Origin of the sequence: Corynebacterium sp. KPL4035, from assembly GCF_037908325.1 — a bacterium.
GTDB lineage: Bacteria > Actinomycetota > Actinomycetes > Mycobacteriales > Mycobacteriaceae > Corynebacterium > Corynebacterium kefirresidentii.
Map to the genome: position 1 here is coordinate 1 of NZ_JBBMGF010000016.1, position 21,668 is coordinate 21,668.

Annotated in this window: 20 protein-coding genes, 1 tRNA gene and 1 pseudogene; 9 read left to right on the forward strand and 13 right to left on the reverse strand. The window is 59.8% G+C overall.

Annotated elements, in window-relative coordinates; genetic code table 11:
- The first annotated feature begins 802 nt into the window (after window positions 1-802).
- Genes WMP96_RS11010 through WMP96_RS11020 form a run of 3 tightly spaced genes read left to right on the forward strand, consistent with a single transcriptional unit; the run spans window position 803 to window position 1,970 of the window.
- Entirely contained in the window at window positions 803-1,228 is a 426-nt protein-coding gene (locus WMP96_RS11010) for an endonuclease domain-containing protein (RefSeq protein ID WP_301716347.1), read from the forward strand.
- 57 nt (window positions 1,229-1,285) lie between these two features.
- A complete protein-coding gene (locus tag WMP96_RS11015; RefSeq protein WP_023021845.1) occupies window positions 1,286-1,495 on the forward strand; it encodes a helix-turn-helix transcriptional regulator in 210 nt (69 codons plus the stop codon).
- Window positions 1,488-1,970, forward strand: coding sequence for a transcriptional regulator (locus WMP96_RS11020; protein WP_301716346.1), 483 nt, complete (start codon window positions 1,488-1,490; stop codon window positions 1,968-1,970). The genes WMP96_RS11015 and WMP96_RS11020 overlap by 8 nt, the downstream gene beginning before the upstream one ends.
- A gap of 188 nt (window positions 1,971-2,158) precedes the next feature.
- On the opposite strand, the gene WMP96_RS11025 is transcribed toward WMP96_RS11020, so the two are convergent.
- Genes WMP96_RS11025 through WMP96_RS11055 form a run of 7 tightly spaced genes read right to left on the reverse strand, consistent with a single transcriptional unit; the run spans window position 2,159 to window position 7,921 of the window.
- Window positions 2,159-2,722 (reverse strand): GtrA family protein, encoded by a 564-nt coding sequence (locus WMP96_RS11025; RefSeq protein WP_200287781.1) that lies wholly within the window; start codon window positions 2,720-2,722, stop codon window positions 2,159-2,161.
- A 30-nt stretch (window positions 2,723-2,752) separates the two neighbouring features.
- Complete coding sequence (locus tag WMP96_RS11030; protein ID WP_301716345.1) at window positions 2,753-3,592, reverse strand: pseudouridine synthase; 840 nt, start codon at window positions 3,590-3,592, stop codon at window positions 2,753-2,755.
- Window positions 3,585-4,673, reverse strand: a complete 1,089-nt coding sequence (gene dapC / locus WMP96_RS11035) for a succinyldiaminopimelate transaminase (RefSeq protein ID WP_301716344.1) — start codon at window positions 4,671-4,673, stop codon at window positions 3,585-3,587. The genes WMP96_RS11030 and dapC overlap by 8 nt, the downstream gene beginning before the upstream one ends.
- Before the next feature lie 3 nt (window positions 4,674-4,676).
- Window positions 4,677-5,000: a ferredoxin gene (gene fdxA, locus WMP96_RS11040; RefSeq protein ID WP_005327491.1), complete on the reverse strand. Its 324-nt coding sequence runs from the start codon at window positions 4,998-5,000 to the stop codon at window positions 4,677-4,679.
- Window positions 5,001-5,053: 53 nt separating this feature from the next.
- On the reverse strand, window positions 5,054-5,431 hold the full coding sequence (locus tag WMP96_RS11045) for a hypothetical protein (protein WP_049361462.1): 378 nt from the start codon (window positions 5,429-5,431) through the stop codon (window positions 5,054-5,056).
- Window positions 5,431-6,300 carry a PIG-L family deacetylase gene (locus WMP96_RS11050; RefSeq protein WP_200287786.1) on the reverse strand — a complete coding sequence of 290 codons (870 nt, stop codon included), beginning with the start codon at window positions 6,298-6,300 and terminating at the stop codon, window positions 5,431-5,433. The genes WMP96_RS11045 and WMP96_RS11050 overlap by 1 nt, the downstream gene beginning before the upstream one ends.
- Window positions 6,290-7,921, reverse strand: a complete 1,632-nt coding sequence (locus tag WMP96_RS11055; RefSeq protein ID WP_301716343.1) for an ABC transporter family substrate-binding protein — start codon at window positions 7,919-7,921, stop codon at window positions 6,290-6,292. The genes WMP96_RS11050 and WMP96_RS11055 overlap by 11 nt, the downstream gene beginning before the upstream one ends.
- Window positions 7,922-8,009: 88 nt before the next feature.
- Between WMP96_RS11055 and WMP96_RS11060 the strand changes: the two genes are divergently transcribed.
- Entirely contained in the window at window positions 8,010-8,672 is a 663-nt protein-coding gene (locus WMP96_RS11060; protein ID WP_340433470.1) for a GOLPH3/VPS74 family protein, read from the forward strand.
- A gap of 11 nt (window positions 8,673-8,683) precedes the next feature.
- Here WMP96_RS11060 and typA read toward each other — a convergent pair whose 3' ends face one another.
- Window positions 8,684-10,594 carry a translational GTPase TypA gene (typA, locus tag WMP96_RS11065; RefSeq protein ID WP_086588097.1) on the reverse strand — a complete coding sequence of 637 codons (1,911 nt, stop codon included), beginning with the start codon at window positions 10,592-10,594 and terminating at the stop codon, window positions 8,684-8,686.
- 275 nt (window positions 10,595-10,869) lie between these two features.
- Here typA and WMP96_RS11070 point away from each other — a divergent pair, with 275 nt between their 5' ends.
- From WMP96_RS11070 to WMP96_RS11080, 3 genes are read left to right on the forward strand one after another with little or no spacing between them, the layout of a single operon-like run.
- Complete coding sequence (locus WMP96_RS11070) at window positions 10,870-11,598, forward strand: Rv1157c family protein (protein ID WP_239208040.1); 729 nt, start codon at window positions 10,870-10,872, stop codon at window positions 11,596-11,598.
- Window positions 11,599-12,135 carry a DUF402 domain-containing protein gene (locus tag WMP96_RS11075; protein ID WP_301716341.1) on the forward strand — a complete coding sequence of 179 codons (537 nt, stop codon included), beginning with the start codon at window positions 11,599-11,601 and terminating at the stop codon, window positions 12,133-12,135.
- A gap of 3 nt (window positions 12,136-12,138) precedes the next feature.
- Window positions 12,139-13,086: a DUF808 domain-containing protein gene (locus WMP96_RS11080; protein ID WP_340433476.1), complete on the forward strand. Its 948-nt coding sequence runs from the start codon at window positions 12,139-12,141 to the stop codon at window positions 13,084-13,086.
- Between the two features lie 21 nt (window positions 13,087-13,107).
- Here the strand turns inward: WMP96_RS11080 and zupT are convergent, their stop codons facing one another.
- Window positions 13,108-13,905, reverse strand: coding sequence for a zinc transporter ZupT (gene zupT, locus WMP96_RS11085; RefSeq protein ID WP_301716339.1), 798 nt, complete (start codon window positions 13,903-13,905; stop codon window positions 13,108-13,110).
- Between the two features lie 34 nt (window positions 13,906-13,939).
- Window positions 13,940-15,877 (reverse strand): annotated as a pseudogene (locus WMP96_RS11090) (BCCT family transporter).
- A gap of 191 nt (window positions 15,878-16,068) precedes the next feature.
- Between WMP96_RS11090 and WMP96_RS11095 the strand changes: the two are divergent.
- A complete protein-coding gene (locus WMP96_RS11095) occupies window positions 16,069-17,160 on the forward strand; it encodes a hypothetical protein (RefSeq protein WP_301716338.1) in 1,092 nt (363 codons plus the stop codon).
- Window positions 17,161-17,186: 26 nt separating this feature from the next.
- Here the strand turns inward: WMP96_RS11095 and selB are convergent, their stop codons facing one another.
- The 3 genes from selB to WMP96_RS11110 form a co-directional block, all read right to left on the reverse strand.
- Window positions 17,187-18,959, reverse strand: a complete 1,773-nt coding sequence (gene selB, locus WMP96_RS11100) for a selenocysteine-specific translation elongation factor (protein WP_301716337.1) — start codon at window positions 18,957-18,959, stop codon at window positions 17,187-17,189.
- The gene (gene selA, locus WMP96_RS11105) at window positions 18,960-20,222 is read right to left on the reverse strand and encodes an L-seryl-tRNA(Sec) selenium transferase (RefSeq protein WP_051138347.1); all 1,263 of its coding nucleotides are present in this window, start codon (window positions 20,220-20,222) and stop codon (window positions 18,960-18,962) included.
- Window positions 20,223-20,301: 79 nt separating this feature from the next.
- A tRNA-Sec gene (locus tag WMP96_RS11110) sits at window positions 20,302-20,396 on the reverse strand.
- 178 nt (window positions 20,397-20,574) lie between these two features.
- Between WMP96_RS11110 and selD the strand changes: the two genes are divergently transcribed.
- Window positions 20,575-21,558 carry a selenide, water dikinase SelD gene (gene selD / locus WMP96_RS11115; RefSeq protein WP_023021862.1) on the forward strand — a complete coding sequence of 328 codons (984 nt, stop codon included), beginning with the start codon at window positions 20,575-20,577 and terminating at the stop codon, window positions 21,556-21,558.
- Window positions 21,559-21,668: the final 110 nt, after the last annotated feature.

Below are 21,668 nucleotides of genomic sequence, written 5' to 3' on the forward strand. Positions count from 1 at the left end.
CTCACTGGGAGACGAAAAGAGACGTCCATTCGCGCTCACCGGCGCGCGAATGGACGTCTCTTTTCGTCTCCCAGTGAGCGCGAGGGGGTGAGGTGCCCTACGCTCCGCCCGCCGCGCTCACGGGGAACGAATGGGGACGTCGGAAAGCTCTGCCGGTGAGCGCAAAGGGCGACGGCCTTTTCTACCGCTCCCGTCGCGCTCACCGTGAACACGGATCTCTGCCAAAGGGTGGCTGCCGGTGAGCGCGAGGGGCGGTTATCCACAGCGATCCAGGCCACGCGGCGGAAAATCGAGCCCCGTCCCTGAGTTATCCACAGGCTGCAGCGAGAAGCGTAGCCATCACGCACTGCGGCTGTTTACGTTTATTCCCATGGGGGAATGGACAACCGCGGAACTTCACGAGCAAGGTTTAAGCAAAGAGGCGATTCGCCGCAAGGTACGTGAGAGGAAGCTGTATCGCGTGCATCGGGGGATTTATACCGATACGTGGACGCCCCTGGCGGTAGCGCGGGCCTTGGCGCATGGGCTCAGCCGAATCCATTTCACCGGAAAGACCGCGCAGGAGATTTATCTGGGCCGGCCAATAACATTTCCGTTGGAAGCAGAGGGACCCCGCACGTTGAAGGGAAAATGCTTCCGCGTGTCGCACTCGCGCCTCCGGGCCACACACAAGGTCAACGGCCTACCGGTGGTGCAACCGCTATGGGCTGCACGCAGAATTTCGCGTGCATGCAGGCCCTTATTGGAAGACTACTACCAAGGAAAGCACGGGCCCGGCCGCCTCGAAGAGGACCGTCGGCGAATGAGGCGCGTCCCGAAGCCTCTTAGAGAGGCGATACGACACGCTGCTATAGGCGCAGATAGCCCGCCGGAACGCACACTAAGTAGGCAGCTTCGCGCAGAAGGAATCTACCCCAAGCACAATGTTCTCATCGCCGGCTACCGCTTTGACCTGAAGATTGGCAAGTTGCTGGTGGAAGTTGACGGCTGGGAATACCACAAGCACAGTGTGGCCTTTCAAGCTGACCGTACCAAACAGAACGCGGCTGTAGCACACGGTTATACCGTTTTGCGTTTTACTGCCGATGACATCATCCACCACCTCAGCCAAGCCGTTTTGCTTATCAAGGCCACGTTGGAAGTGCTCAAAGGCGGTAGTCCGCAGCTCCCTACCTCAGCCACTGTGCCCTATTGGCGGTGGCATCTGTGCGTATCAACCTTGCCGTAGTGACAACTTTCCTTTACACTCGGTGATGCAAGAACGACAGCCCGTAAAGGAGAACAGGTGGCCGAGCACCCCAACATGGTCCGCAAATGGCGCCGCTGGCTCGAATTATCACAAGCTGAACTCGCCAGAAGAGTTGGCGTCTCCCGCCAAACCATCGCCAATATCGAACGCGGCAACTACTCGCCCTCCGTGCACCTCGCACTGGATATTTGCCACGAACTAGGAAAAACCGTCGAAGAAATTTTTGGAGCTGAACAACATGATTAACGCCATCGCCAATTACTCCCTCAAGGAAATCGATCGCGCGACTCGCGATGAGTTCGAACGCGACACGCTCTACAAGTCCTGCGTAATCGGAATGACCCCAATCCCGTTCCTCGAACTCGTCGTCGCCGCAATTCTCGCCTGGGTCCTTCCTGGCCAAATGTCCATGCTGTGCTTCCTCGCGCTCGTGCCGTCCATCGTGGGCAACTCCATCGGTTCTGCTTGGATGCGCAAGCGCGTGGCCACCCCAATTGTTAGCCGCAATTGGACGGCTATCGCTGTCTACCTCATCCCTCTTATAGTCATGTTCGCCGGCATTGCCTATAACGCCTATGCGCCAGCCGACGGCCACGACCCCGTCTCCTACCTCATCGGCGCAGGGGTAGGCGTCATCGTAGCCCTCGCCCTCACTCCCCTTTTTCGTCGCCGCCAGCACCGCCGCGACCAAGCTCGCCTCGATGCCGAGCTAGAGGACTAGTCCCACTCCGGCACTTCAACCTGCCCTTCGCGCTCACCGCGGACGGCGGGTTTTCTCTGATTTCGTTCCCCGTGAGCGCGACGGGAGGTACTGTCCCCTTCGCGCTCACTGGGAGAAAGAAAAATCCCCGCCAACCTGCGCTGGTGAGCGCGAAGGGCGGCGGGGATGAAAAGGAACACGGGACCTAGCTAGGCCGGCTCGGTTTCCTCGACAAGTTGAGGCGTCTTCGGCTGCGAGCGGAAGGTCCACAGCTTGTTCAAGATAAAGTTAATCGGCATAGCGACAATAATAGAAATGGCTGATGCCCAGTACACCTTTGTACGCAAACCGGTCGAATCATCCAGAATGTCTGTGGGCAAATGCAGCGGCGAAGTCGGATTCATTAACAGTGTCGCCACAACTTGACTTACGATAAAAGCTCCAATTCCAGCGAGAAGGAATGGGAAGAAACCGCGCAGCCAAGACACCTTCGCCACCGATCGGAAAGTCCACATGCGATTCAGCTGGTAGTTCCAAGTGTTGGCGACCAAGAACGCAATGGTCAAAAACACGTGGTACCAACGGATATGGAAAACAGAGCCGAAGAGATTGATGAAGGGATCATCCGCCTCGATGCCGCCAGACCACCAAGTAATCTTTCTGCACAAATAGACCACAAAGAGATTAACCGCGGTACCGGAGCCGCCAACAATGCCGAATTTGAGAAACTGCCCAAAATTGGACACAAAGCGCGCGACGCTGAGGTCTGCCATGGGCCGCCTTTCTAGCCAGTGATTTAATAACTACTCGATTGTAGTTCTTAAGTCCTGCGAACTGAAAAATTGACGCTCGGATTGTGATAGAGGATCTATAAAAGAGATAGCCTCATGGAGTAAGGCGAGCGGGGCGCGAAAATCATAGAGGTCGAGCTTGCGCGGGACGGGATAAGTGTCGTCCCCGAGAAGCGGGTGCCCCAGATGATTGAGTAGCACGCGCAGTTGGTGGGTATGGCCGGTGCGCGGCCACATGGTCACCTCTCGGCCGGCGGCGCGCACATACGTAGAGGTGGGCGTGCCATCGGAAGCAACGAGCACCTGGCGTGAGTCGCGGAGCTTGTGCATGTGCAGGGTGATTTCCCGGTCCACATAAAGCGGCCGCTTGACGACGCCCCGATACCTCTTCACCGCGCTCCCCTTGCCAAAGATGCGCTGGTAAGCGGCGCGAGTGGCGAGATTGCGAGAGCAAAGCACAAGGCCTGCGGTCAAGCGGTCTAGGCGGTGCAGGGGCACAATATCGTCTTCACCAAAATCCACGCGCAGCCGGGTTTGCAGAGTTTCGCGTTGTAATCGGCCATTGGTGGTCGTGGGTAGAAAGTGCGGCTTATCGACCACGATGAGGTCGCGGTCGGCGTAGATGACTGAGTAGTCGAAAGGAATGGGGCGCTCGGCAGGCACAGTGGGGTGATACCAGGCGGGCACGGGACGCGGCAGCTCGGCCCCAGCCGGCAGCAAAGCCCCAGGCGGATAAGGGGAATCGCCGGCGCGAGCGGCGAAGTACTCCCCTTTTTCGGGCACGTAGCCGCGCAGGACCGTCTTGCGCGGGGATATGCCCTCGCGTGCGGGAGGCCTGCCGGAATTAGGCACCGGCGAGGCGGTCTACTGCAGCATCGATGCGCTCATCGGTGCCGTTGAGACCAATGCGCACGTGCTTCTCGCCAGCTGGGCCATAGAAGTCACCAGGGGCGGCGAGGATACCTCGCTCGGCAAGCCAGTCGATGGTCTCGCGGCAATTCTCGCCGCGGGTGGCCCAGAGGTACATGCCGGCATCGGAGTGGTCGATGGTAAAGCCGGCGTCGATAAGCGCGTGCATGAGCACCGCGCGACGGGAGGCGTAGCGGTTGCGCTGAAGCGTCTCGGTGTCGTCGTCGTTAAGCGCGGCGACCATGGCGGCTTGAATGGGCCCTGGAACGATGAGGCCGGCGTGCTTGCGCAGCAGCAGCAGCTCGTCGATGAGGTCGTTATCGCCCGCGAAGAAGCCAGCGCGGTAGGAAGCCATATTCGCGGTCTTGGATAGCGAATGCATGGCAATGAGCCCGGTGTTATCGCCATCGGTCACGCGCGGATCGAGGATGGACACCGGCGGATTATCGTCATTCCAGCCCAAGCTCATATAGCACTCATCGGAGGCAATGATGGCGTCGTTCTCGCGCGCCCACGCCACGATGCGGCGCAGCTCCTCTACCCCGAGCACACGGCCCGTGGGATTGGAAGGCGAATTCAAAAAGACTAAAGAGGCGTCTTGGAAATCGGAATCCGCACGCAGCGGAGTGGCTCCGGCGAGTAGTGCGCCTACCTCGTAGGTGGGATAGGCCACCGAGGGGAAGGCAACGGTCTCGCCGCGCATGCCCAAGAGCGTAGGCAGCCAGGCGATGGCCTCCTTGGTGCCAACTACCGGCAGTACGCGATCTACCTGCATGTTGTAGCGGCGGGTCAGCGCGGCGGCGATGGCCTCGCGCAGCTCCGGGGTGCCGGCAGTCTGCGGGTAGCCGGAGGCCTGCGCGGCTGCGGTCAACGCAAGCTGCACGCCTGGGGCTACTGGGTCAACGGGGTTGCCCACCGAGAGGTCAACGATTCCACCCGGGTGGGCCTGGGCCTTCTTCTTGGCGCCGGCCAGTGAATCCCAGGGGAAGTCTGGAAGCGTCTTTCCTAGCGGTGTGCGAGCCATGTCTTACTCCTGATTCTGTGGCGGAAGCGCGGCAATCATCGGGACGTCAAAGTCCTGCGGGCCGAGGGCCGCAGCGCCGCCTGGGGAGCCCAGGTCATCGAAGAAGGCTGCGTTAGCGTCGTTATAGTCCAGCCACTCATCGGGAACGTCATCCTCGTAGAAGATGGCCTCGACCGGGCATGCCGGCTCGCAGGCGCCGCAGTCCACGCACTCATCCGGGTGGATGTAGAGCATGCGCTTGCCCTCGTAGATGCAATCAACAGGGCATTCCTCAACGCAGCCGCGGTCCATTACGTCAACGCAAGGCTGTGCGATCGTATAAGTCATGGAGATTCCTTGAAACTTCCTGATGTCTAGGATTTGGGGTGATTAATAGTATGTCACTTCTGCTTGAAAAATGGCCAAACGCCGCCGCCTATTCCCGCCAAAAGCAGGAGCAGACTGAGAATATTATTGGCCAAGAGCATGTCTCCAGTCATTGGCACCATCAGCATGAAGGCGAAAAAGCCCAAGCACCATACGATGAGCGGGATGGCGCTGACTACCGGCGTGCGGCTCCACAAGCGGGCGGTGCGGGTAAGCACGGAGTTGAACCACCACGCGATCACAATCGTAATGGGAAAGGCTACGCTCGCCCCATTGGATAGCGGGATGCGGGCGGTGAGATAAATGACCTCGAGAAATACCGAAAGCAACGCGCCAATAGCCAACCACACCAGGCCGGTTACCTGCTCGCCGCGGCTAAAATCCGTGCGCATCACAGCCCACCGAGCAAATCATCGGCCGGCTCGCCTTGACCCAGTTGGAAGTATTCGGCAGGCAGCAGCGGCATAACTAGCAGATTGGACAGGCCAAAGGCGCCGGGCACGCGCTCAGGTTCATGGAGCGCGGCCACAGCGGACGCGGGATTGGTGCGGGTGGTGGAGCCATCGGCCAACCAAATTTGGGAGGCGTGAGCGCGCATGGCGCGGCCTTTGGCGTCCAAGGCGGCGTCAGAAAGAGCGACAGTGACATCAGCACCCTCGTTGGTGAAATTGTCCAAGTACTCCTGGCTGGGCTTGGTCCATCCAGCTGGGGCATCGAGGGTTTCCAGGCCGCCGTAGTTAGCGGCGCGTTCAAAAATGCCGTACCAAATGCGTGTGCTTGGCGACGCCGCCTTCATTACCGCCTTATGCACCGCAATGTGGTCCGGGTGGCCGTAACCGCCATCAGGCCCGTAGGTCAAGATGACGTGGGGCTTAATCGTCTCGAGCTCGTCGCTCAGGAAATCGGCCGCCTCCTCGATGCGATTGACCAGCGCGCGCGAATCTTCGTGGGAGGGTGAGCCCGCCATGCCGGAGTCACGGAAGTGACCGAAGCCGCCGAGCTGGATTCCCTTTACTCCAAGAGCCTCCAGTGCGTTAGCCAATTCGCGAGCGCGAAAGCCGCCGAGCTGATCATGGTCGGCCAGGCCCTGGTAGGGCTCACCAATAACCTCGCCGTCCTCGCCCAAGGTGAGCGTAATAACTGTGACCTCGGCGCCGCGTGCGGCGAGGCTCGCCAGGGTACCGCCCATAAAAAGGGTTTCATCATCCGGGTGGGCATGGACTGCCACCACGCGATAGCCGGTTAAATCCTTAGTCTTCATCTATCCTCCAGCGGGGCGCGGTGATAAGACCCCCGTCCCAATCATCAATGCTTTGGCCGGGGCCTACAATACCCTTCCCGAGCGCGTGGATACGCGTCTCATCCATCAACGGCACGTAGAGCGCTTCTTTAGAGTTCACTTCTCGAATGCGGCCGAGCGCCTCCTTCGGGCTCATGGTCCCGGACAAGATTTCCTCGCGAATCTCGTCCGCATTCTCCGGACAGATTCCGGACAAATCGCCTGCCAGTGGTTGTTTATTATCGCAGCTAAAGATATTTGCCGCCGCCAACGAGTTCAAGGAGATATCTTCCCAAGTAACCACGGCATCCACATCGCCTTCTGGCAAAAGCTTGGAGGTTATTGTGGTCAGGCGCTCGGAAACCACCTCGGCATCTATCCCGTGGGCTTCCAGAACATCGTAGAGGGTATTTGCCGCGGCCAAGGCAGTGGGGCTAGTAGGATCTACCGCAAAGCGAATCGGTTTTTTGCTGGCGCGTGCGCGCAACGCAGTAAGATCCGTGTCTTTGCTTATAGGGTTATGTCCGGGCTCCAGATTGGAAGCACGGCCTGTGGCCAATCGGGCAACCTGATCCGTATCAATCAATGAGGCTAATCCGCGGCGCTCTGCCCTTTCTTCCAATGCGCCTTCTGCAGTAGACATATGCAGGCGCAATTGGCGTGGACGGGTAAGTGCTTTTTCAGAAACATGCCCTAAAAGACCCAACGCCTCCTCTGAGGTTTGGTCCGGAGTAAAGTCCGCGAATCCGATCTGTCCGGAGCGCAGCATATTCAGCGCTTGGGTGCTATCGCGCACCTCACTGAGCTGGATGACATCCACTTGGGCCGGATTAGCGCCCCAGAACCGATCATTTCGGTTCAAGGTAATGACTCCGCGGCCGCGGTCCACGCTATCAACAAGGAAGCGTCCGGCCGATGCTGGAATCTTATCCGCTAATGCAGAGCCGAAATTATCATCTTGCAGCAAGTGCGAAGGCAGTAGGTTATGGAAGAGCAGGTGCCAGTCCTTAACTTTCTGAGAAAAATCCACCGTGACTACGCGACCACCATCAGAGGTATTCACGGCCGAGATGGCGTGGTAGCCAGCGGGATCTCGTACACCGGCGGTCGTGGTCATCTGCTTCCACAAGTAGCTAAAGTCCGCGCCAGAGATGGGCGTACCATCTGACCACTGTGCAGGTGAAGCAATAACATAGCGCACCCGCTGCGCCACCCCCTTGGGGGCGTTGACCTCGGCAGCGGACTCCAAGATATCGGCGTCCCTCTGACCGCCGTGGAAGGTTGAAGGCAACACCAGTTCCGCAATCTGGTCCACCAGCTCGGAGTTATTGGCCACCAGGTGAGGGTTTAAGCCCGCGCGCAAGGGATCTACGCCCACTGAGATAGTAGGACGCTTGGCGGAATCGGCGTCTTGGGGTAGCTCTTCTTGCTGTTTTGCAGTGGTGGTGGCCTGATCCTCTTGCAGCGCGGAGGCATTATCCTCCACCACCGGTGGAGGGCCAGGGTTAGCCGCGCAAGCGCTTAAGAAAACAAGGCTAGCGGCGCTCAGCACCGCCGCCATTGCCGACGCCGCGCGCCTTGTTGAAGCCGGATTCTTTTTCATCGCGGACTACTTTAGTCCCTCTACCCCGCCGGAACGAAGATATTCGGCGCTAGACTCAGGCTCAGACCGCAACTTTGAGGGAGGCACCATGCTGATTTGCCAAGAAATGTTCCTGCTATTAACTAAAGACAATGGCAAGAAAGAAGACTGGGTGTCCAATAATGAGGCCGCCCTACGCGCTACCGTCCTCGCCGACCTACTGCTGGGCGGGCACGTCGAACTTGCGGAAAAGAAAAAGGTAGTAACTACCACCCAGCGCCCGAAGAACCCAGTTTTGGCCTGGGCCTGGGAGGAGTTACAGCAGCGCAAGACCGCCAGTACGAAGGAGCTCTTGGAAGCTTCTTGGTTTACCCCACGGGAAATCATCGCCTTGGATTTCCACGCGAATGGCCAGCTCGACATAGAAAAAGCCAAGTGGTGGCAATGGGGCGGCGACCGCTACATCATGACGGACTTGGAATTAGAGCACCAACTGCGCGAGCGGCTGGTCGCGGTGCTGGAAGCACAACGTCCAGCCGAGGTCAATGACGTCATCATCCTCGATATCCTCCGCGAAGTCTCCGGTGCCTATACTCTGCTCAAAAATGATGCGGAGGGCATGAATCGACGGGAAATGCGGGCACGCATTCAGGAGATCAAAAAGGAGGTGACATATGACAAAACCGCCTCCTCAGCGGTTAAGGCCGTAGTAGAGGAGGCGGCAGCAGTAGCGGCGGTGGTTGCCACTTCAGCGGCAATCACTACCACCTAAGGTGGTGCTCACTACTTATTCATCTGCTTCGCGCGGGCGGCGGCACGCTTGCGGTCGGTAGCGGAAAGCTCTACCTTGCGCACGCGCAGGACGTCCGGGGCGACCTCGACGCACTCGTCGTTGCCACAGAATTCCAGTGCTTCTTCCAAGGAAAGGGTGTGTGCCTTGGCCAGGGTGACCGTGGCCTCCGCAGTAGCGGAGCGCATATTGGTCAGCTTCTTTTCCTTGGTGATGTTGATGTCAATATCCTCATCACGGTTATTGGCGCCAACGACCATGCCCTCATAAGCCTCGGCGCCCGGCTCGACGAAGAAGTTGCCGCGGTCAGCCAACTGCGTCAGCGCGTACTGGGTGATCTGGCCGGTGCGGTCAGCCACCAGGGAACCGGTCGGGCGGGACTTGATATCGCCGGCCCAGACATCCAGGCCGTCAGAGATGGAGTTAGCGATACCGGCACCGCGGGTCTCGGTCATGAACTGGGTGCGGAAGCCGATGAGGCCACGGGCAGGAACGCGGAAGATCATGCGTACCCAGTCGCCCTCGCGCACATCCATGGCCTGCATCTGGCCCTTGCGGGCGGCCAGCAGCTGGGTGATAGCACCTTGGTGCTCGGACGGGGAGTCAATGGTGAGGATCTCGTATGGCTCGTAGGTCTTGCCGTCGATTTCCTTGGTCACAACCTGCGGCTTGCCAATCGTCAGCTCGAAGCCTTCGCGGCGCATGGACTCAATCAGCACGGACAGCGCCATCTCGCCACGGCCCTGTACCTCCCAAGCGTCGGGGCGCTCGGTGGGCAGCACGCGCAGGGAAACGTTACCGATGAGCTCTTGCTCCAAGCGGGCCTTGACCATACGCGCGGTGAGCTTATCGCCGCCGCCCTGGCCTGCCATCGGGGAGGTGTTCACGCCGATGGTCATGGAGATGGCCGGCTCGTCTACGGTGATGCGCGGCAAAGCCTCAGGGTGCTCCGGATCGGCGATGGTGTCACCAATCATGACGTCAGAAATGCCGGAGATAGCCACGATGTCACCGGCGATGGCTTCCTCGGCCGGCTGACGCTCGAAGCCGACGGTGCGCAGCAGCTCGGCGACCTTCACGGTCTTGGTGTGCTGGTTGCCATCCTCGTCGTAGTGGATCCAGGCCACCTGCTGGCCCTTCTTAATGCGGCCGGCGTAAATACGCAGCAGCGCGATACGGCCTAGGAAGTCGGAGGCGTCCAGGTTGGTCACGTGCGCCTGCAGTGGGGCGTCGACGGTAGCGGAAGGCTCTGGGAGGACGTTATAGATGACGTCGAAAAGCGGCTGCAGATCCTCGCCCGCAGGGACGTTGCCATCGCCTGGGTTCTCGGTGGAGGCAACGCCGGCGCGGCCGGAAGCGTAGAGAACCGGCAGGTCCAGCAGCTCCTCGGCGGCGGCTGCAGCTTCCTCATCCTCCAGGCCGGCGGCGATTTCCAGCAGGAGGTCCTGGGACTCGGAGACAACCTCGTCGATGCGGGCATCCGGGCGGTCAGTCTTGTTCACGCAGATGATAACCGGCAGCTTGGCTTCCAGTGCCTTGGTGAGCACGAAGCGGGTCTGCGGCAGCGGTCCCTCGGAGGCATCGACGAGCAAGACGACGCCATCCACCATGGAAATACCGCGCTCGACCTCGCCACCGAAGTCGGCGTGGCCTGGGGTGTCGATGACGTTAATAATCAGGTCCTGGCCGTCCTTGCCTAGGCCCTTGCGGTGAATGGCCGTGTTCTTGGCCAGAATGGTAATGCCGCGCTCGCGCTCCTGATCATTGGAGTCCATGACGCGGTCCGTGTGTTCACCGTGGTCACCAAAGGCGCCGGACTGCTCCAGCATGCCGTTGACCAGGGTGGTCTTGCCATGGTCAACGTGCGCGACGATGGCAACATTACGGAACTCGGTATTACTCACTAGTGGGGTTCTCCTTCGGAGGATCTACAGCGCTTGCGCGCGCGAATTTGATCTTGAACGAGCTCCCACGATACCCCCTTAAAGGGCCAAGTGCAGCATTGGGGATGGCTTTACCCCGTAACGCACCGTATAGGGAGAGCGAGAATTCTTATAGATTGCCAAAATACTTGACACTGTCCTTGCCATCACTATCGTTACTGTAGGTAATATTGTTACAAATGTGACAACTGGGGTTTAACTCCCTTTCCCGAGACCGCACCCAAGGAATTGATAACGTGAGCCACGCCCGCACCACTTGGCGCCTGTCCGGCCGTACCGGTTATATCGCCGCGGCCACGGCCGCGCTCATCGGCCTCGCCTCTCCGCTCGTCGCCCCTGCGCAGGCATCCGCACCGGATCTTTCTTCCTTAGTGCAGCAGGCATCGACCCATAGCCCGCTGGACGAGCTCGGCCGCCCCAATCAGGAAACCCAGGACCGCATCCGCGCTTTTGCGGCACAACCTTGGATTCCCGAGGATGTTCGCAACGCTATTCTCTCGGGCCTCGCGTTCTTCGCCGGCGGCGGCGATGGCAAGGGCGGCGTGGCTATGCCGGAGGGCAATAACCCGAATTTCCGCCAGTTTTATTGGCCCACCGTCTCCGCACATTGCATCGGCGGCACCAGCGATGCCATGGGCTCGGCCATTGCCGTACCTGGCCCCACGGAAATGCCAGCACCTGGTGCACAACCCGGCGAGACCGTCTTCCTCTTTACCGCTCTTGGCACCCCTCCGGCCGCGCGCGAGCAGGGCGGAATGAATGTGCAGTGGTTCAACCTAGATACCCTGCGCAGCGGCATCACCCCGCTGAATAACAACGGCATCAACCAGGATGGCCCCACTACCTTGTCCGGCACCGCCCAGACCGGCAAGGGTACCGTCATCGCGCTGCTATCCGGCGGCGTTAATACCCAAGAGTCCCACTGCAAATTCGCCCCCACTGCCGCTTTCCTTGAGGTGAAGTAAATGGCGGCGGACCTCCATCCGGTCAAGCGCGAGACCTTTAATACCGCCGATTACACCAACACCGACCCCAAAGGTTTCCTGCGCGAGGTCGATACCTACACCGAAACCGAGTTTGGTCTGTACATGGCCCGCGGCGCCGATCACCCACGCTTTGGTTACCTAGAATCGTGGCTGCTACCCGGCCTTAACCTGCGTGCCAATATCTTTCACTTCCGTCCGGGCGTAGACGTCCACCAAGATTTTTATATCGACGTTGCCGAAATCCAGCGCGATGGTGCGCTCTGGACCACCCGCGATCTTTATGTGGACCTGGTCGCAACGCGCGACGAGCCCATTTCCGTGCTCGACATTGATGAGCTCTCTGCCGCCACCTCCGCTGGTTTGATTACTGCCGAGGATGCAGAAAAAGCGATCGACACCACCCTAACCGCCGTAGAAGGCATTACTCGCAGGGGTGACGATGCGATGGCTTGGCTAGCACATCAAGGGATAAACTTGACGTGGTCCGATGACATTACCCTAGCCCCAGAAGGATAATTTATGGCCGGTGGCCTATTTGCACTGCTTGACGACGTCGCCTTGATCGCCCGCTCCGCTGCTTCCAGCGTTGACGATGTGGCCGCCCTCGCGGGCAAAACCTCGGTAAAGGCCGCAGGTGTAGTGGTCGACGATGCTGCCGTAACCCCGCAATACGTGGAAGGTATTAAGCCGCAGCGCGAGCTGCCGATGATTTGGCGCATCACCAAGGGCTCACTTATCAATAAGCTCGTCATCATCTTGCCCATCGCGATGATCCTTTCTTGGATCGCCCCCTGGGCACTCACGCCTATCTTGATGTGCGGCGGTACCTACCTTTGCTTCGAGGGTGCCGAGAAAATCTTGCACCACCTTCTTCCCCACCGAGAAAAAGAAACCGAGTCAGTCCAGGAAAAGGGTGCAGACGCCGAAGATAGCTTGGTCAAGTCCGCGATTACCACTGACCTCATCTTGTCGTCTGAAATCATGGTCATTTCCTTGAACGAGGTCATCGACCAGCCGTTCTGGATGCGCCTCGGAGCCCTCATTTTCGTCGGCATCATATTGACCTTGGGTGTCTACGGCGCCGTGGGCCTATTGGTCAAGATGGACGATATTGGCATGGCCTTAAATGAGCGCCACAATGGCAAATCCACGGTGGGCAACGCACTTGTCAAGGGCATGCCCATTGTGCTCGATATTATCGGCGTCATCGGCACCGCCGCGATGCTATGGGTCGGCGGCCATATCGTGGTCAAGGGCCTGCACGAATTCGGCATGAATCAGCCGCACGAATTCATCGCTTCCGTGACCGAAAAGATTTCTAATGGCGCCCTGGCTTGGCTGGCAGAGACCGGCATGTCTATGGTTTGCGGCCTGGTTCTCGGCACGGTCATCGCCACCATCGTCATGGCAGTCAAAGCTTCCTTTGGCAAGTCCTCGAGCACCTCTTCCACGCCGGCAGAGGCTTAGGCTTCAAGCACAGTAGGCCTGCTACATAAATAGCATCAGCGAAACCGCCATTACGGCCATGCCGGCGATCAGGCCATAAATGGCGTGGTGATGCTCGCCGGTTTCTTCGGCGGTGGGCAAAAGCTCATCCAGTGAGATAAAGACCATGATGCCGGCGATGGCGGCGAAGCTGATTCCCATCGTGGCCGGCCCAATCACCGGCATGAGAATGCCGAAACCAATGAGTGCGCCAATCGGCTCCGCCAGCCCAGACAAGGTGGCCCACCAAAAGGCCTTCGTGCGTGATCCGGTTGCCTCCCGCAGCGGGACGGCCACCGCGATGCCTTCCGGGATATTGTGAATGGCGATTGCCACCGCCACCGGCACCGCGATTTCCTTAGACTCTAGGCCGGATAAGAAGGTGGCGAATCCTTCCGGAAAATTGTGCAGCCCCAGCGCGCAGGCGGTAAATACGCCAGTTTTCATCAGCTTTTTGCGGCGGGCCTCTTCGGCCGTCGTAGCCGGCTCATGGGGATTGATCTCTTCCGGCACGAGCCGGTCAATGATGGCAATGACGGCAATGCCAGCAAAGAAGGCACCGACGGCGGCCCAGGTGCCAGCGGTTTCTCCCCCGAGGGCGTCGGAAAGCTGGGATATGCCTTCGGGGAGAATCTCCATGAAGGAGACGTAGAGCATCACACCGGCCGAAAGACCTAGAGCTGCAGCCATGAAAGCCGGGCCCGGCTGGCGCTTTCCCACCGCCAAGGCTCCGCCAATCGAGGTCGATAGCCCCGAAAGCAGCACCAAGGCGAAGGCGAAAACAAAGGTACTAAGAGTCATAGCTGGCACCCTACCTGATAATAATTATCAGGTATTAACCCTCATCTTTGTCCTCAGGCACAGGAGAGATAAATTCGCCATTCTTGATAGAAGGATCATTATCCACGTACTCGCCTGTCTCGTAGTCATAGCCCACAGCGTGGCCTTCCTCGTCCGTGCGCGCGTACCAATCGGTCACCTCTGCTGCAGTGGAGTTAAAGTGCGCGCCCGTTGCATAGTCCCCCTCCGTCGGTTCAATGGACAAGGCAAAATTATCGCCATAATCGCGCACGCCACGCACAATCGCATTAGAAACCGCCTCATCCTCGTAGAAGTGACGGATAGAGATTGGATCATGGCGCAGCTCGCGCACCAGCGCGATACACATAAGCACAATGATGACCGCAAATGGCAGAGAGGTAATCGTAATAAGATTCTGCAGGCCCTGCAGCGCATTGCGTCCGCCAGCGAGCAAAATGACCACAGCGATGCCGGCCATGCACACCACCCAAAAGACGGTAACAATAGGGTTTGGCTTGGGGTTACCCCGCTGCGTGAGCTGCGAGTTCACAATGGATGCGGAGTCCGCCGTGGTAATGAAGAAGACAACCAGCATGAGAATGACAATGGGTGCCATCCACTCCGCACCTGGGAAATGGTCCAGGACCTTAAAGAAGATATCTTCTGCCGCCGGCATAGAGTCAATAGTGCCGTCCGGGGCGATATCGCCATCGCGGCGCTGCAGCCAAATGGTGGTGCCACCAAGAATGGTAAAGGCAGCAACAATGATGGCCGATGGAATAAGCAGCACGCCAAGCACGAACTGGCGGATGGTACGCCCGCGCGAAATCTTGGCTACGAAAACACCCACAAACGGTGACCACGATACCCACCAAGCCCAGTAGAAGGTGGTCCATGAGGAGAGGAATGCCACCATATCTTCGCCCTCGCCCATATTGGCAGAGAGCATCTGCGGCATCTTATCAAGATACTCAATCACCACTGCCGGCAACATGTTGATCAAGAAAGCGGTGGGACCTACCACGAAGAAGAACAGCGCCAGCGCAAGCGCTAGCACCAGGTTGATATTTGAGAGCCAACGAATGCCCTTAGCCACGCCCGAAACGGCCTAAAAAATCGTGCCGATAGACAGCACCACGATAATGACCAGCGCCGCAGTATTGCCGGTGGTGGACCAGCCGCTAACCAATTCCACGCCGCGGCCGATCTGCAGCGCACCAATGCCCAAGGTCGCGGCGGTACCAAAGAGCGTGGCAATAATGGCCAGGCCGTCGATGATGCGCGCCGGCAGGGAATCCGTAGAACGATTGCCAAAAAGCGGCATCAAAATGGAACTCATCAGGGGAACGCGGCCGCGGCGGAAAGACACATAGGCCACGCACAAGCCCACGATGGCATAGATTGCCCAAGCATTAAATCCCCAGTGCATTGCGGCCTGAGCCATTGCTCCCAGCACGGCTTTATCGCTAGCTGCCTCGTACGCGCCTGGCCGCGGCGAAAGGTAGTAGCTCAGCGGTTCGAAGGGGCCGAAGAAAATAATGCCGATACCAATGCCAGCACCAAAGAGCATCGCAGCCCAGCTCACCGTGGAAAACTCTGGCTTCTCCCCATCGAGCCCCAGTGGAATCTTTCCGTACTTGGAAAAGGCCAAGATGAGGAGCAAAAACATCAGGAACGTAGCCAAGGCAGTAAAAATCCAACCCAAGTTGCGCATTACCCAATCCAGCGCGGCCGAAGAGGCATCAAAGACTTGCTCGGGCGCAACCACACCCCAAATGACGAAGGCCATGACCAGGCCGCCGACCGCCACAAGGATCGGCTTATCCACTCCATATTTAACCTTCTGATCCTCAATGGAAACGCCCGGCACCAGCGCAGGGTGGATATTATGCGGGTACATAATGTCTTTGAGAATGCGCTTGGCGTTACGGGTGCGTTTTTTACTTTCTTCCGAGCTATTTACCCCGCGCACAGGGCGGGATGAAGAAGACGGTGAAGAAGAGATGGTTCTACTCCTATTCTATTTTCAGGCGTCACTTTTAAAGAGCTGTCTACACATTAATAAAAACTCGCTGGATATAAAGCTGGCATCAGCCTTACCCCCATATGCGTAAAATAGGTCCAGCATTGTTTACCGGCCTTAAACCTTGGGAGTGACTTTCTATGGCGCTTTACCCGCTCGCGACTAGTTACTTCGGCGTGGAGCATGTCGCAGTCCTTGAGCACCCCGTGCTGGGCACCGCGTTGAGCATCCCCGGTGTGGCCGAGCACGCAGCGCTTGTCGATGTCTCCCTAGAGCCCGATACCTACACCAACGGCTGGCGCATCCGCTCAGACTTCGGCTTTTTAGGTTTTTTGGATGAGGTAGAAGCCGCGGAATATCCCGCCCTAGAGCGTTTGAAAAACTCGTTTGCCCAGCCACAGACTAGTGCCACAGTGGAAGTAGTAGACGGCAAGGTGGAGGTTGCCGTGTCCCTCGGCTTGTGGCCGTGGATGGTTCCGGTCAATGACCAGCCCCAAGGAACCGCGCTGCTAGCCGGTGGACGAGGCGTGCTTATCGACGTCGCCGCCGGCGACCTTTCCTCACCCCAGCTTCAGTGCATGGGTACGCAACAATTCTTCGTTACCCTGGAAGACCTTTCCGGTACGGCTGTGGCTACCTGCGACGATATGGTTCTCGGCCCCTGCGGCGATATCGCCTCGCTGCCTGGTCTGCGTGCCGCATTCGAGGCTGCTAGTGCCTCCGGAGCGGGGCTGTCCGCCCGTGCCTACACGAGCCACGGCATGCTTGCAGTCGACATCCCCGCCGATACCGCCACCACCGAGGAAATCTTCTCCCCCGCCGTCCCACCATTGCGCGTGCCTGCTCCCCAACCTGCGATTCCTGCCGCCGCGCCCGCATCCATGCCCACGCCGCCCGAAGTCTGGGATCACACAGTATCCGGCGAGACCATCGTCACTGCACTTCCCACGGGCTCGCGTCGTCCGCAAGGACCGCACGCGCAGCCAGCCGCACCCGCTGCGCCTTCCCAGACGGCTTCGCCACAACAAACTGCTCACTCGGCCACGCCGCCTAAAGCCAGCGCCAAGCTTGCAGAATTGGTCTCCTCTGTCCCAGGCGAGCAGAGTTTTAGTTGGCGCGTGCTCCCGGTAGCCGAGGAACCAGGCCGTTATTCTTCCGAATCCGCGCGCGTGCGGGCTCGGCGCGTAGCACGCGAGACTTCCCACCACCGCGGAGGAAACCACCGCAAATAGCTACCGGCCCCGCCAAAGTGTCCTTGCTAGCGCAAGGTTCTGCAGCCTCCCTCCCCGCGGCGAGTAATCCGCTGGGCATCTAAATATTCCAGGAGCGGAATGGCTACCCGTCGCGTCGTCCCCAAGGCCCGGCGGGCAGCAGAAAGCGTGAAGGGCTGTTCCAGCTCGGCCAAGTACCGACGCGCTTCCTCTGGTGCCGAGGGCAAAAGCACGATGCTGTGCTGAAGACGCAACAGGCGCCCGGCGCGCTCAGCGGCAGCAAGCTCCTTGGTACCCAGACCCAGCTCCGCTAAATCATCTGCCTCTGGTGCCGCAAAGGGTGACGCTTTAAGTCTCTTCTCGATAACAGCAATGCCCTGCTCAGCCGCGCCGAGATCCACCCGTTGCCCAGGCAGACGAAGCACTCCCTCACTGCTTTCTGCCTTCGCAGCGGCGATCGCAAGCCCTAGCAATCCTTCGTCGCGCATGCCGAAGGCATCCATGGCCGCCTTGCGAGGCATTCCCGGCGCCAAGGGATGTGCGGCAGCGTGGGCATGCAGAGCATCGTTGAGTGCTTCCTTCCACCGTGTTACCTGGGAAGCGGCTATCCACCACTCGCGGAAGGCGATGATGCCTGCGGGTGGCGCGGCAGTATCGAAGCCATCGCGGGCGAGGTCATCCAAGCGGGCGTAGCCGACGCGCCACAGATAGGATGCAGGATCCCTAAATGACTCCTGCGCGCTGAGTTCTTCTGCGCGACGGCGAGCGGCACCGCGACGGTTAAGCTCCGGCGGGCGGAGATCTACTGCTTCTACCCCGGCGACGACGTGGCGACCGCCGGGGCTGCGGACGACGAAGCGGTCGAGGAGCTGAAGGGGCAGCGGATGAGCCAAGCTAAGGCGCGCGAAATCGGGCGAAAGGGGCCGCAAGTGGCCCTCTACCCCGGCGGTACCGGTGTGGACGACGAGGTTATCTGGCAGCCCATCGAGCTCGGCGCCAAAGGTGCGGCGAATATCGAGGTGCTCCACCAGTCGCCATGCGCCTGGGCTCAGCACTACGTCGCCGCGGTGTATCTCGGCGGCATCTACTCCCCGCAGGTTGACGGCAGCGCGGGTGACAGGGCCAAGGGATTCCTGTGCGCTATTTTCGCTGTGCAGTCCCCGAATTTCCACCGTCTTTTCGCCCTCAGCTGTCACCACCTGCAGGCTATCGCCTACGCGCAAGCTGCCCGCGGCGAGTGTTCCGGTGACCACGGTGCCCGCTCCCTTCACGCTAAACGCCCGGTCGACCCACAGGCGCACTGGGGCTGTCGGATCGGGAGCAGGTACTTCAGCAAGCACATCATCCAGCGCCCGCCGCAGCTCTGCAATGCCTTCGCCGGTGGGGGCGGAGACGGGGATAATGGGGGCGTCGGCAAGCGGGGTATCTGCCAACTCCGCACGGATCTCGGCGGTGCGATCTACGGTGGCGCGGTCGCTGCGGGTAAGTGCGATAATTCCATGCTCTACGCCCAGGGCGCGCAAGGCATCGCGATGATCGGTGGACTGGGCTTGCCACCCCTCATCAGCTGCCACCACGAAAAGGACCACTGGGGCTGGGCCCACGCCGGCAAGCATATTGCCCAAGAATTTTTCATGGCCGGGCACGTCCACGAAAGCCACATCTGCACCAGAGGGCAAGGTGGTCCAGGCAAATCCTAGGTCAATGGTGAGCCCGCGGCGCTTCTCTTCTTCCCACCGGTCCGGGTCCATCTCCGTAAGTGCGCGCACCAAGGTGGACTTGCCATGGTCTACATGGCCGGCGGTAGCAACGACGTACACCTAGCCCACCGCCTTAATCGCGGCAATGACCACGGCGTCTTGGTCTGCGGGAACGCAGCGTATATCCACTAAGCAGTTGCCCTGATGCACCCGGGCTACCACCGGTGGTTCGTGGTGGCGAAGCGCGTCCGCAAAGTGTTCTGGCAGGCTAACCGCATAACCGGGTAGCGGGTATTCGGGCGCCCCGCCACCGCCTACGCGGCCATCGTGGGGCACTACGCGCGCACCGACTGCCTCCGCTATCGCTTCCGTGCGCGCGCGATGGGTCTCCCTGTCCAGATGCAGTGCATCTTGCACCGCATTCGAAGGCGTGGAAATGGCAGCCTCCAAGGCGTTGAGGCGCAGCTTGTCTATACGCACGGCGCGCGCAAGTGGGTGCTTTTTCACCGCAGCAATCGCCTCCTTGGTACCGAGCAAAATTCCTGCCTGCGGGCCGCCGAGTAGCTTATCGCCGGAGGCAATGACGATATCGGCGCCGGCGCGCAGCTGGGCCTGAATATCTGGTTCCTCTGGCAGCGCGGGATCATGATTTAGTAAACCAGAACCCAGGTCCACAATGAGCCGCGTATGGTGCTGCGCTGCTAGGCGGTGCAGCTCATCCACGCCGACTGCGGAGGTAAAGCCCTCAATGCGGAAGTTAGAAGGGTGCACCTTCAAAATGGCGCCGGTATTTTCCCCCAGCGCGCGCTCATAATCGGCCAGATGCGTGCGATTAGTCGCGCCGACTTCCTTGAGGCGCGTGGCCGTAGACTCGATGAGCTCCGGCAAACGAAAGCCCGCACCGATCTCAATAAGTTCGCCGCGCGAAATGATGACGTCTTTGCCCGGGGCGAGTGCGGCAGTGGCCAAGAGCAAGGCACTGGCGCCGTTATTGACCACGAGGGCATCTTCTGCACCGGGACAGGCCGCAAGCAGCGCAGCCGTGGCGCCAGCTCCGCGGTTTTTCGAGCGCTTGCCAGAATCAAGGTCCATTTCCACGTCGGTATAAGAGGCGGCGTCATGAAGGGCCTCTACTGCGGCTCCCGGAAGAGGGGCGCGCCCTAAGTTGGTATGGATGATGACGCCGGAGGCGTTGATGACCGGCCGCAGGGAATGCACCCTCTGCTGCCCCAGGCGTTGCGCAATTTCTGTGGGGATATCGTTGATAGGCAGCTCGCCGCGGCGTGCTTGGGCAACTGTGCGCTGAACAATTGCACGAATGGTGTGCTCGGCAAGGCGCTGTCGCGCGGTTTCTACTTCTGGCAGCTGGAGCAGCTCATCCATGCGGGGAATATTCCGACGGGGATCGGGGCTGGCTGCAGGGGTGGGCGTGGGCACTGTGGCATTCCTCCTTGCGCGCGAATGGCGGAGACGGACAGGAATCGAACCTGCCAGACCGAGATGCTCGGCCTCACCGGTTTTGAAGACCGGGGCGCCCACCAGGACACGTACGCCTCCGTGTGCTCACCTTACACGCGCATTCCCCGGCGCCAATACACCTGTCATCCCCACGTCCACTAAGCCCCTCGAAGGCGAAACCTCGGCGCCCTCTGTCCTATCGCCACACGCCGCCGCAAGCGGGTTCCCGCCCTAGCTTTGCAGCCAGATACTCTCTGGAGATGAGTAAAATGGCGCTATGACCGAAGAAATTAAGCTCACCTCTTTCGCCGCAGGCGGCGGTTGCGCCTGCAAGATTCCCGCTGGCCAGCTTGAGTCTGCCGTCGAGGGCCTGATAGGCAAGGCCGACCCTAATGTACTGGTGGGCCTAGATGATGGCGATGATGCTGCGGCAGTCAAAATCCAGGATGGTCTAGCAGTTATTTCCACCGCGGATTTTTTCACCCCGATGCTCAATGACCCCTACGATTGGGGGCGAGTGGCTGCGGCCAACGCGCTTTCTGATGTCTATGCCATGGGCGGCACCCCCGTTACCGCCATCAACCTCGTAGGCTGGCCCAATGAAAAGCTCGGACTGGACGTACTACGCGAGGTCCTGCGCGGCGGCATGGACGTAGCCACCGAAGCCGGCATCTCTGTTACCGGCGGCCATTCCATTACCGCCCCTGAACCACTCTATGGCATGGCCGCCACCGGTATCGTCGCGCCCGAAAAGCTCATGCGCAACGACGCCGCCGAGCCCGGCCTGCCCATTACCCTCACCAAGCCCATCGGCGTAGGCATCCTCAACAATAAACACAAGGCCACCGGCGAGGTATCCCAAGCCGCAGTCGATTCCATGACCACCTTGAATCGCGAGGCCGCCCGTGCCGCGGTGGAGGCAGGCGTGCGTGCGGCCACCGATGTCACCGGCTTCGGCCTCCTCGGCCACCTTTATAAGATGTGCCGCGCCTCTGGCATCGCCGCGGAGCTCGACTTTTCCGCCGTGCCCACCATCGACGGCGCGAAGGAGGCCTTGGCGGAAGGATTCATCCCCGGTGGCTCCCGCCGCAACCTCGACTGGGTACGCCCACACCTGGAAACCTCCTTGAGCGAGGAAGAGCTGGTGCTGCTTGCCGACGCCCAAACTTCCGGCGGACTCCTCCTCATCGGCGAGGTCCCCGGCTACCCCGTCATCGGCCACACCACCGAGCGCACGGGCGATGCTTATATCAAGGCCTAAATTTTCTCCTCCCCAGCGCCCCTAGCCGCGCTGGGGTTGATGGGGTGTGCAACCGAGGGGGCATCGCCAAGCGCATGCTCCCCTCCCATTCGGGTCCACCGACCGGCACT

What these genes read in the sequence shown, in the direction of transcription:
- WMP96_RS11010 (WP_301716347.1), top strand. Translation starts at nt 803, where the DNA reads ATGAGGCGCGTCCCGAAGCCTCTTAGAGAGGCGATACGACACGCTGCT.
- WMP96_RS11020 (WP_301716346.1), top strand. Translation starts at nt 1,488, where the DNA reads ATGATTAACGCCATCGCCAATTACTCCCTCAAGGAAATCGATCGCGCG.
- WMP96_RS11025 (WP_200287781.1), bottom strand. Translation starts at nt 2,722, where the DNA reads ATGGCAGACCTCAGCGTCGCGCGCTTTGTGTCCAATTTTGGGCAGTTT.
- dapC (WP_301716344.1), bottom strand. Translation starts at nt 4,673, where the DNA reads ATGGCTCGCACACCGCTAGGAAAGACGCTTCCAGACTTCCCCTGGGAT.
- fdxA (WP_005327491.1), bottom strand. Translation starts at nt 5,000, where the DNA reads ATGACTTATACGATCGCACAGCCTTGCGTTGACGTAATGGACCGCGGC.
- WMP96_RS11045 (WP_049361462.1), bottom strand. Translation starts at nt 5,431, where the DNA reads ATGCGCACGGATTTTAGCCGCGGCGAGCAGGTAACCGGCCTGGTGTGG.
- WMP96_RS11050 (WP_200287786.1), bottom strand. Translation starts at nt 6,300, where the DNA reads ATGAAGACTAAGGATTTAACCGGCTATCGCGTGGTGGCAGTCCATGCC.
- WMP96_RS11055 (WP_301716343.1), bottom strand. Translation starts at nt 7,921, where the DNA reads ATGAAAAAGAATCCGGCTTCAACAAGGCGCGCGGCGTCGGCAATGGCG.
- WMP96_RS11060 (WP_340433470.1), top strand. Translation starts at nt 8,010, where the DNA reads ATGCTGATTTGCCAAGAAATGTTCCTGCTATTAACTAAAGACAATGGC.
- WMP96_RS11075 (WP_301716341.1), top strand. Translation starts at nt 11,599, where the DNA reads ATGGCGGCGGACCTCCATCCGGTCAAGCGCGAGACCTTTAATACCGCC.
- WMP96_RS11080 (WP_340433476.1), top strand. Translation starts at nt 12,139, where the DNA reads ATGGCCGGTGGCCTATTTGCACTGCTTGACGACGTCGCCTTGATCGCC.
- zupT (WP_301716339.1), bottom strand. Translation starts at nt 13,905, where the DNA reads ATGACTCTTAGTACCTTTGTTTTCGCCTTCGCCTTGGTGCTGCTTTCG.
- WMP96_RS11095 (WP_301716338.1), top strand. Translation starts at nt 16,069, where the DNA reads ATGGCGCTTTACCCGCTCGCGACTAGTTACTTCGGCGTGGAGCATGTC.
- selA (WP_051138347.1), bottom strand. Translation starts at nt 20,222, where the DNA reads ATGGATGAGCTGCTCCAGCTGCCAGAAGTAGAAACCGCGCGACAGCGC.
- selD (WP_023021862.1), top strand. Translation starts at nt 20,575, where the DNA reads ATGACCGAAGAAATTAAGCTCACCTCTTTCGCCGCAGGCGGCGGTTGC.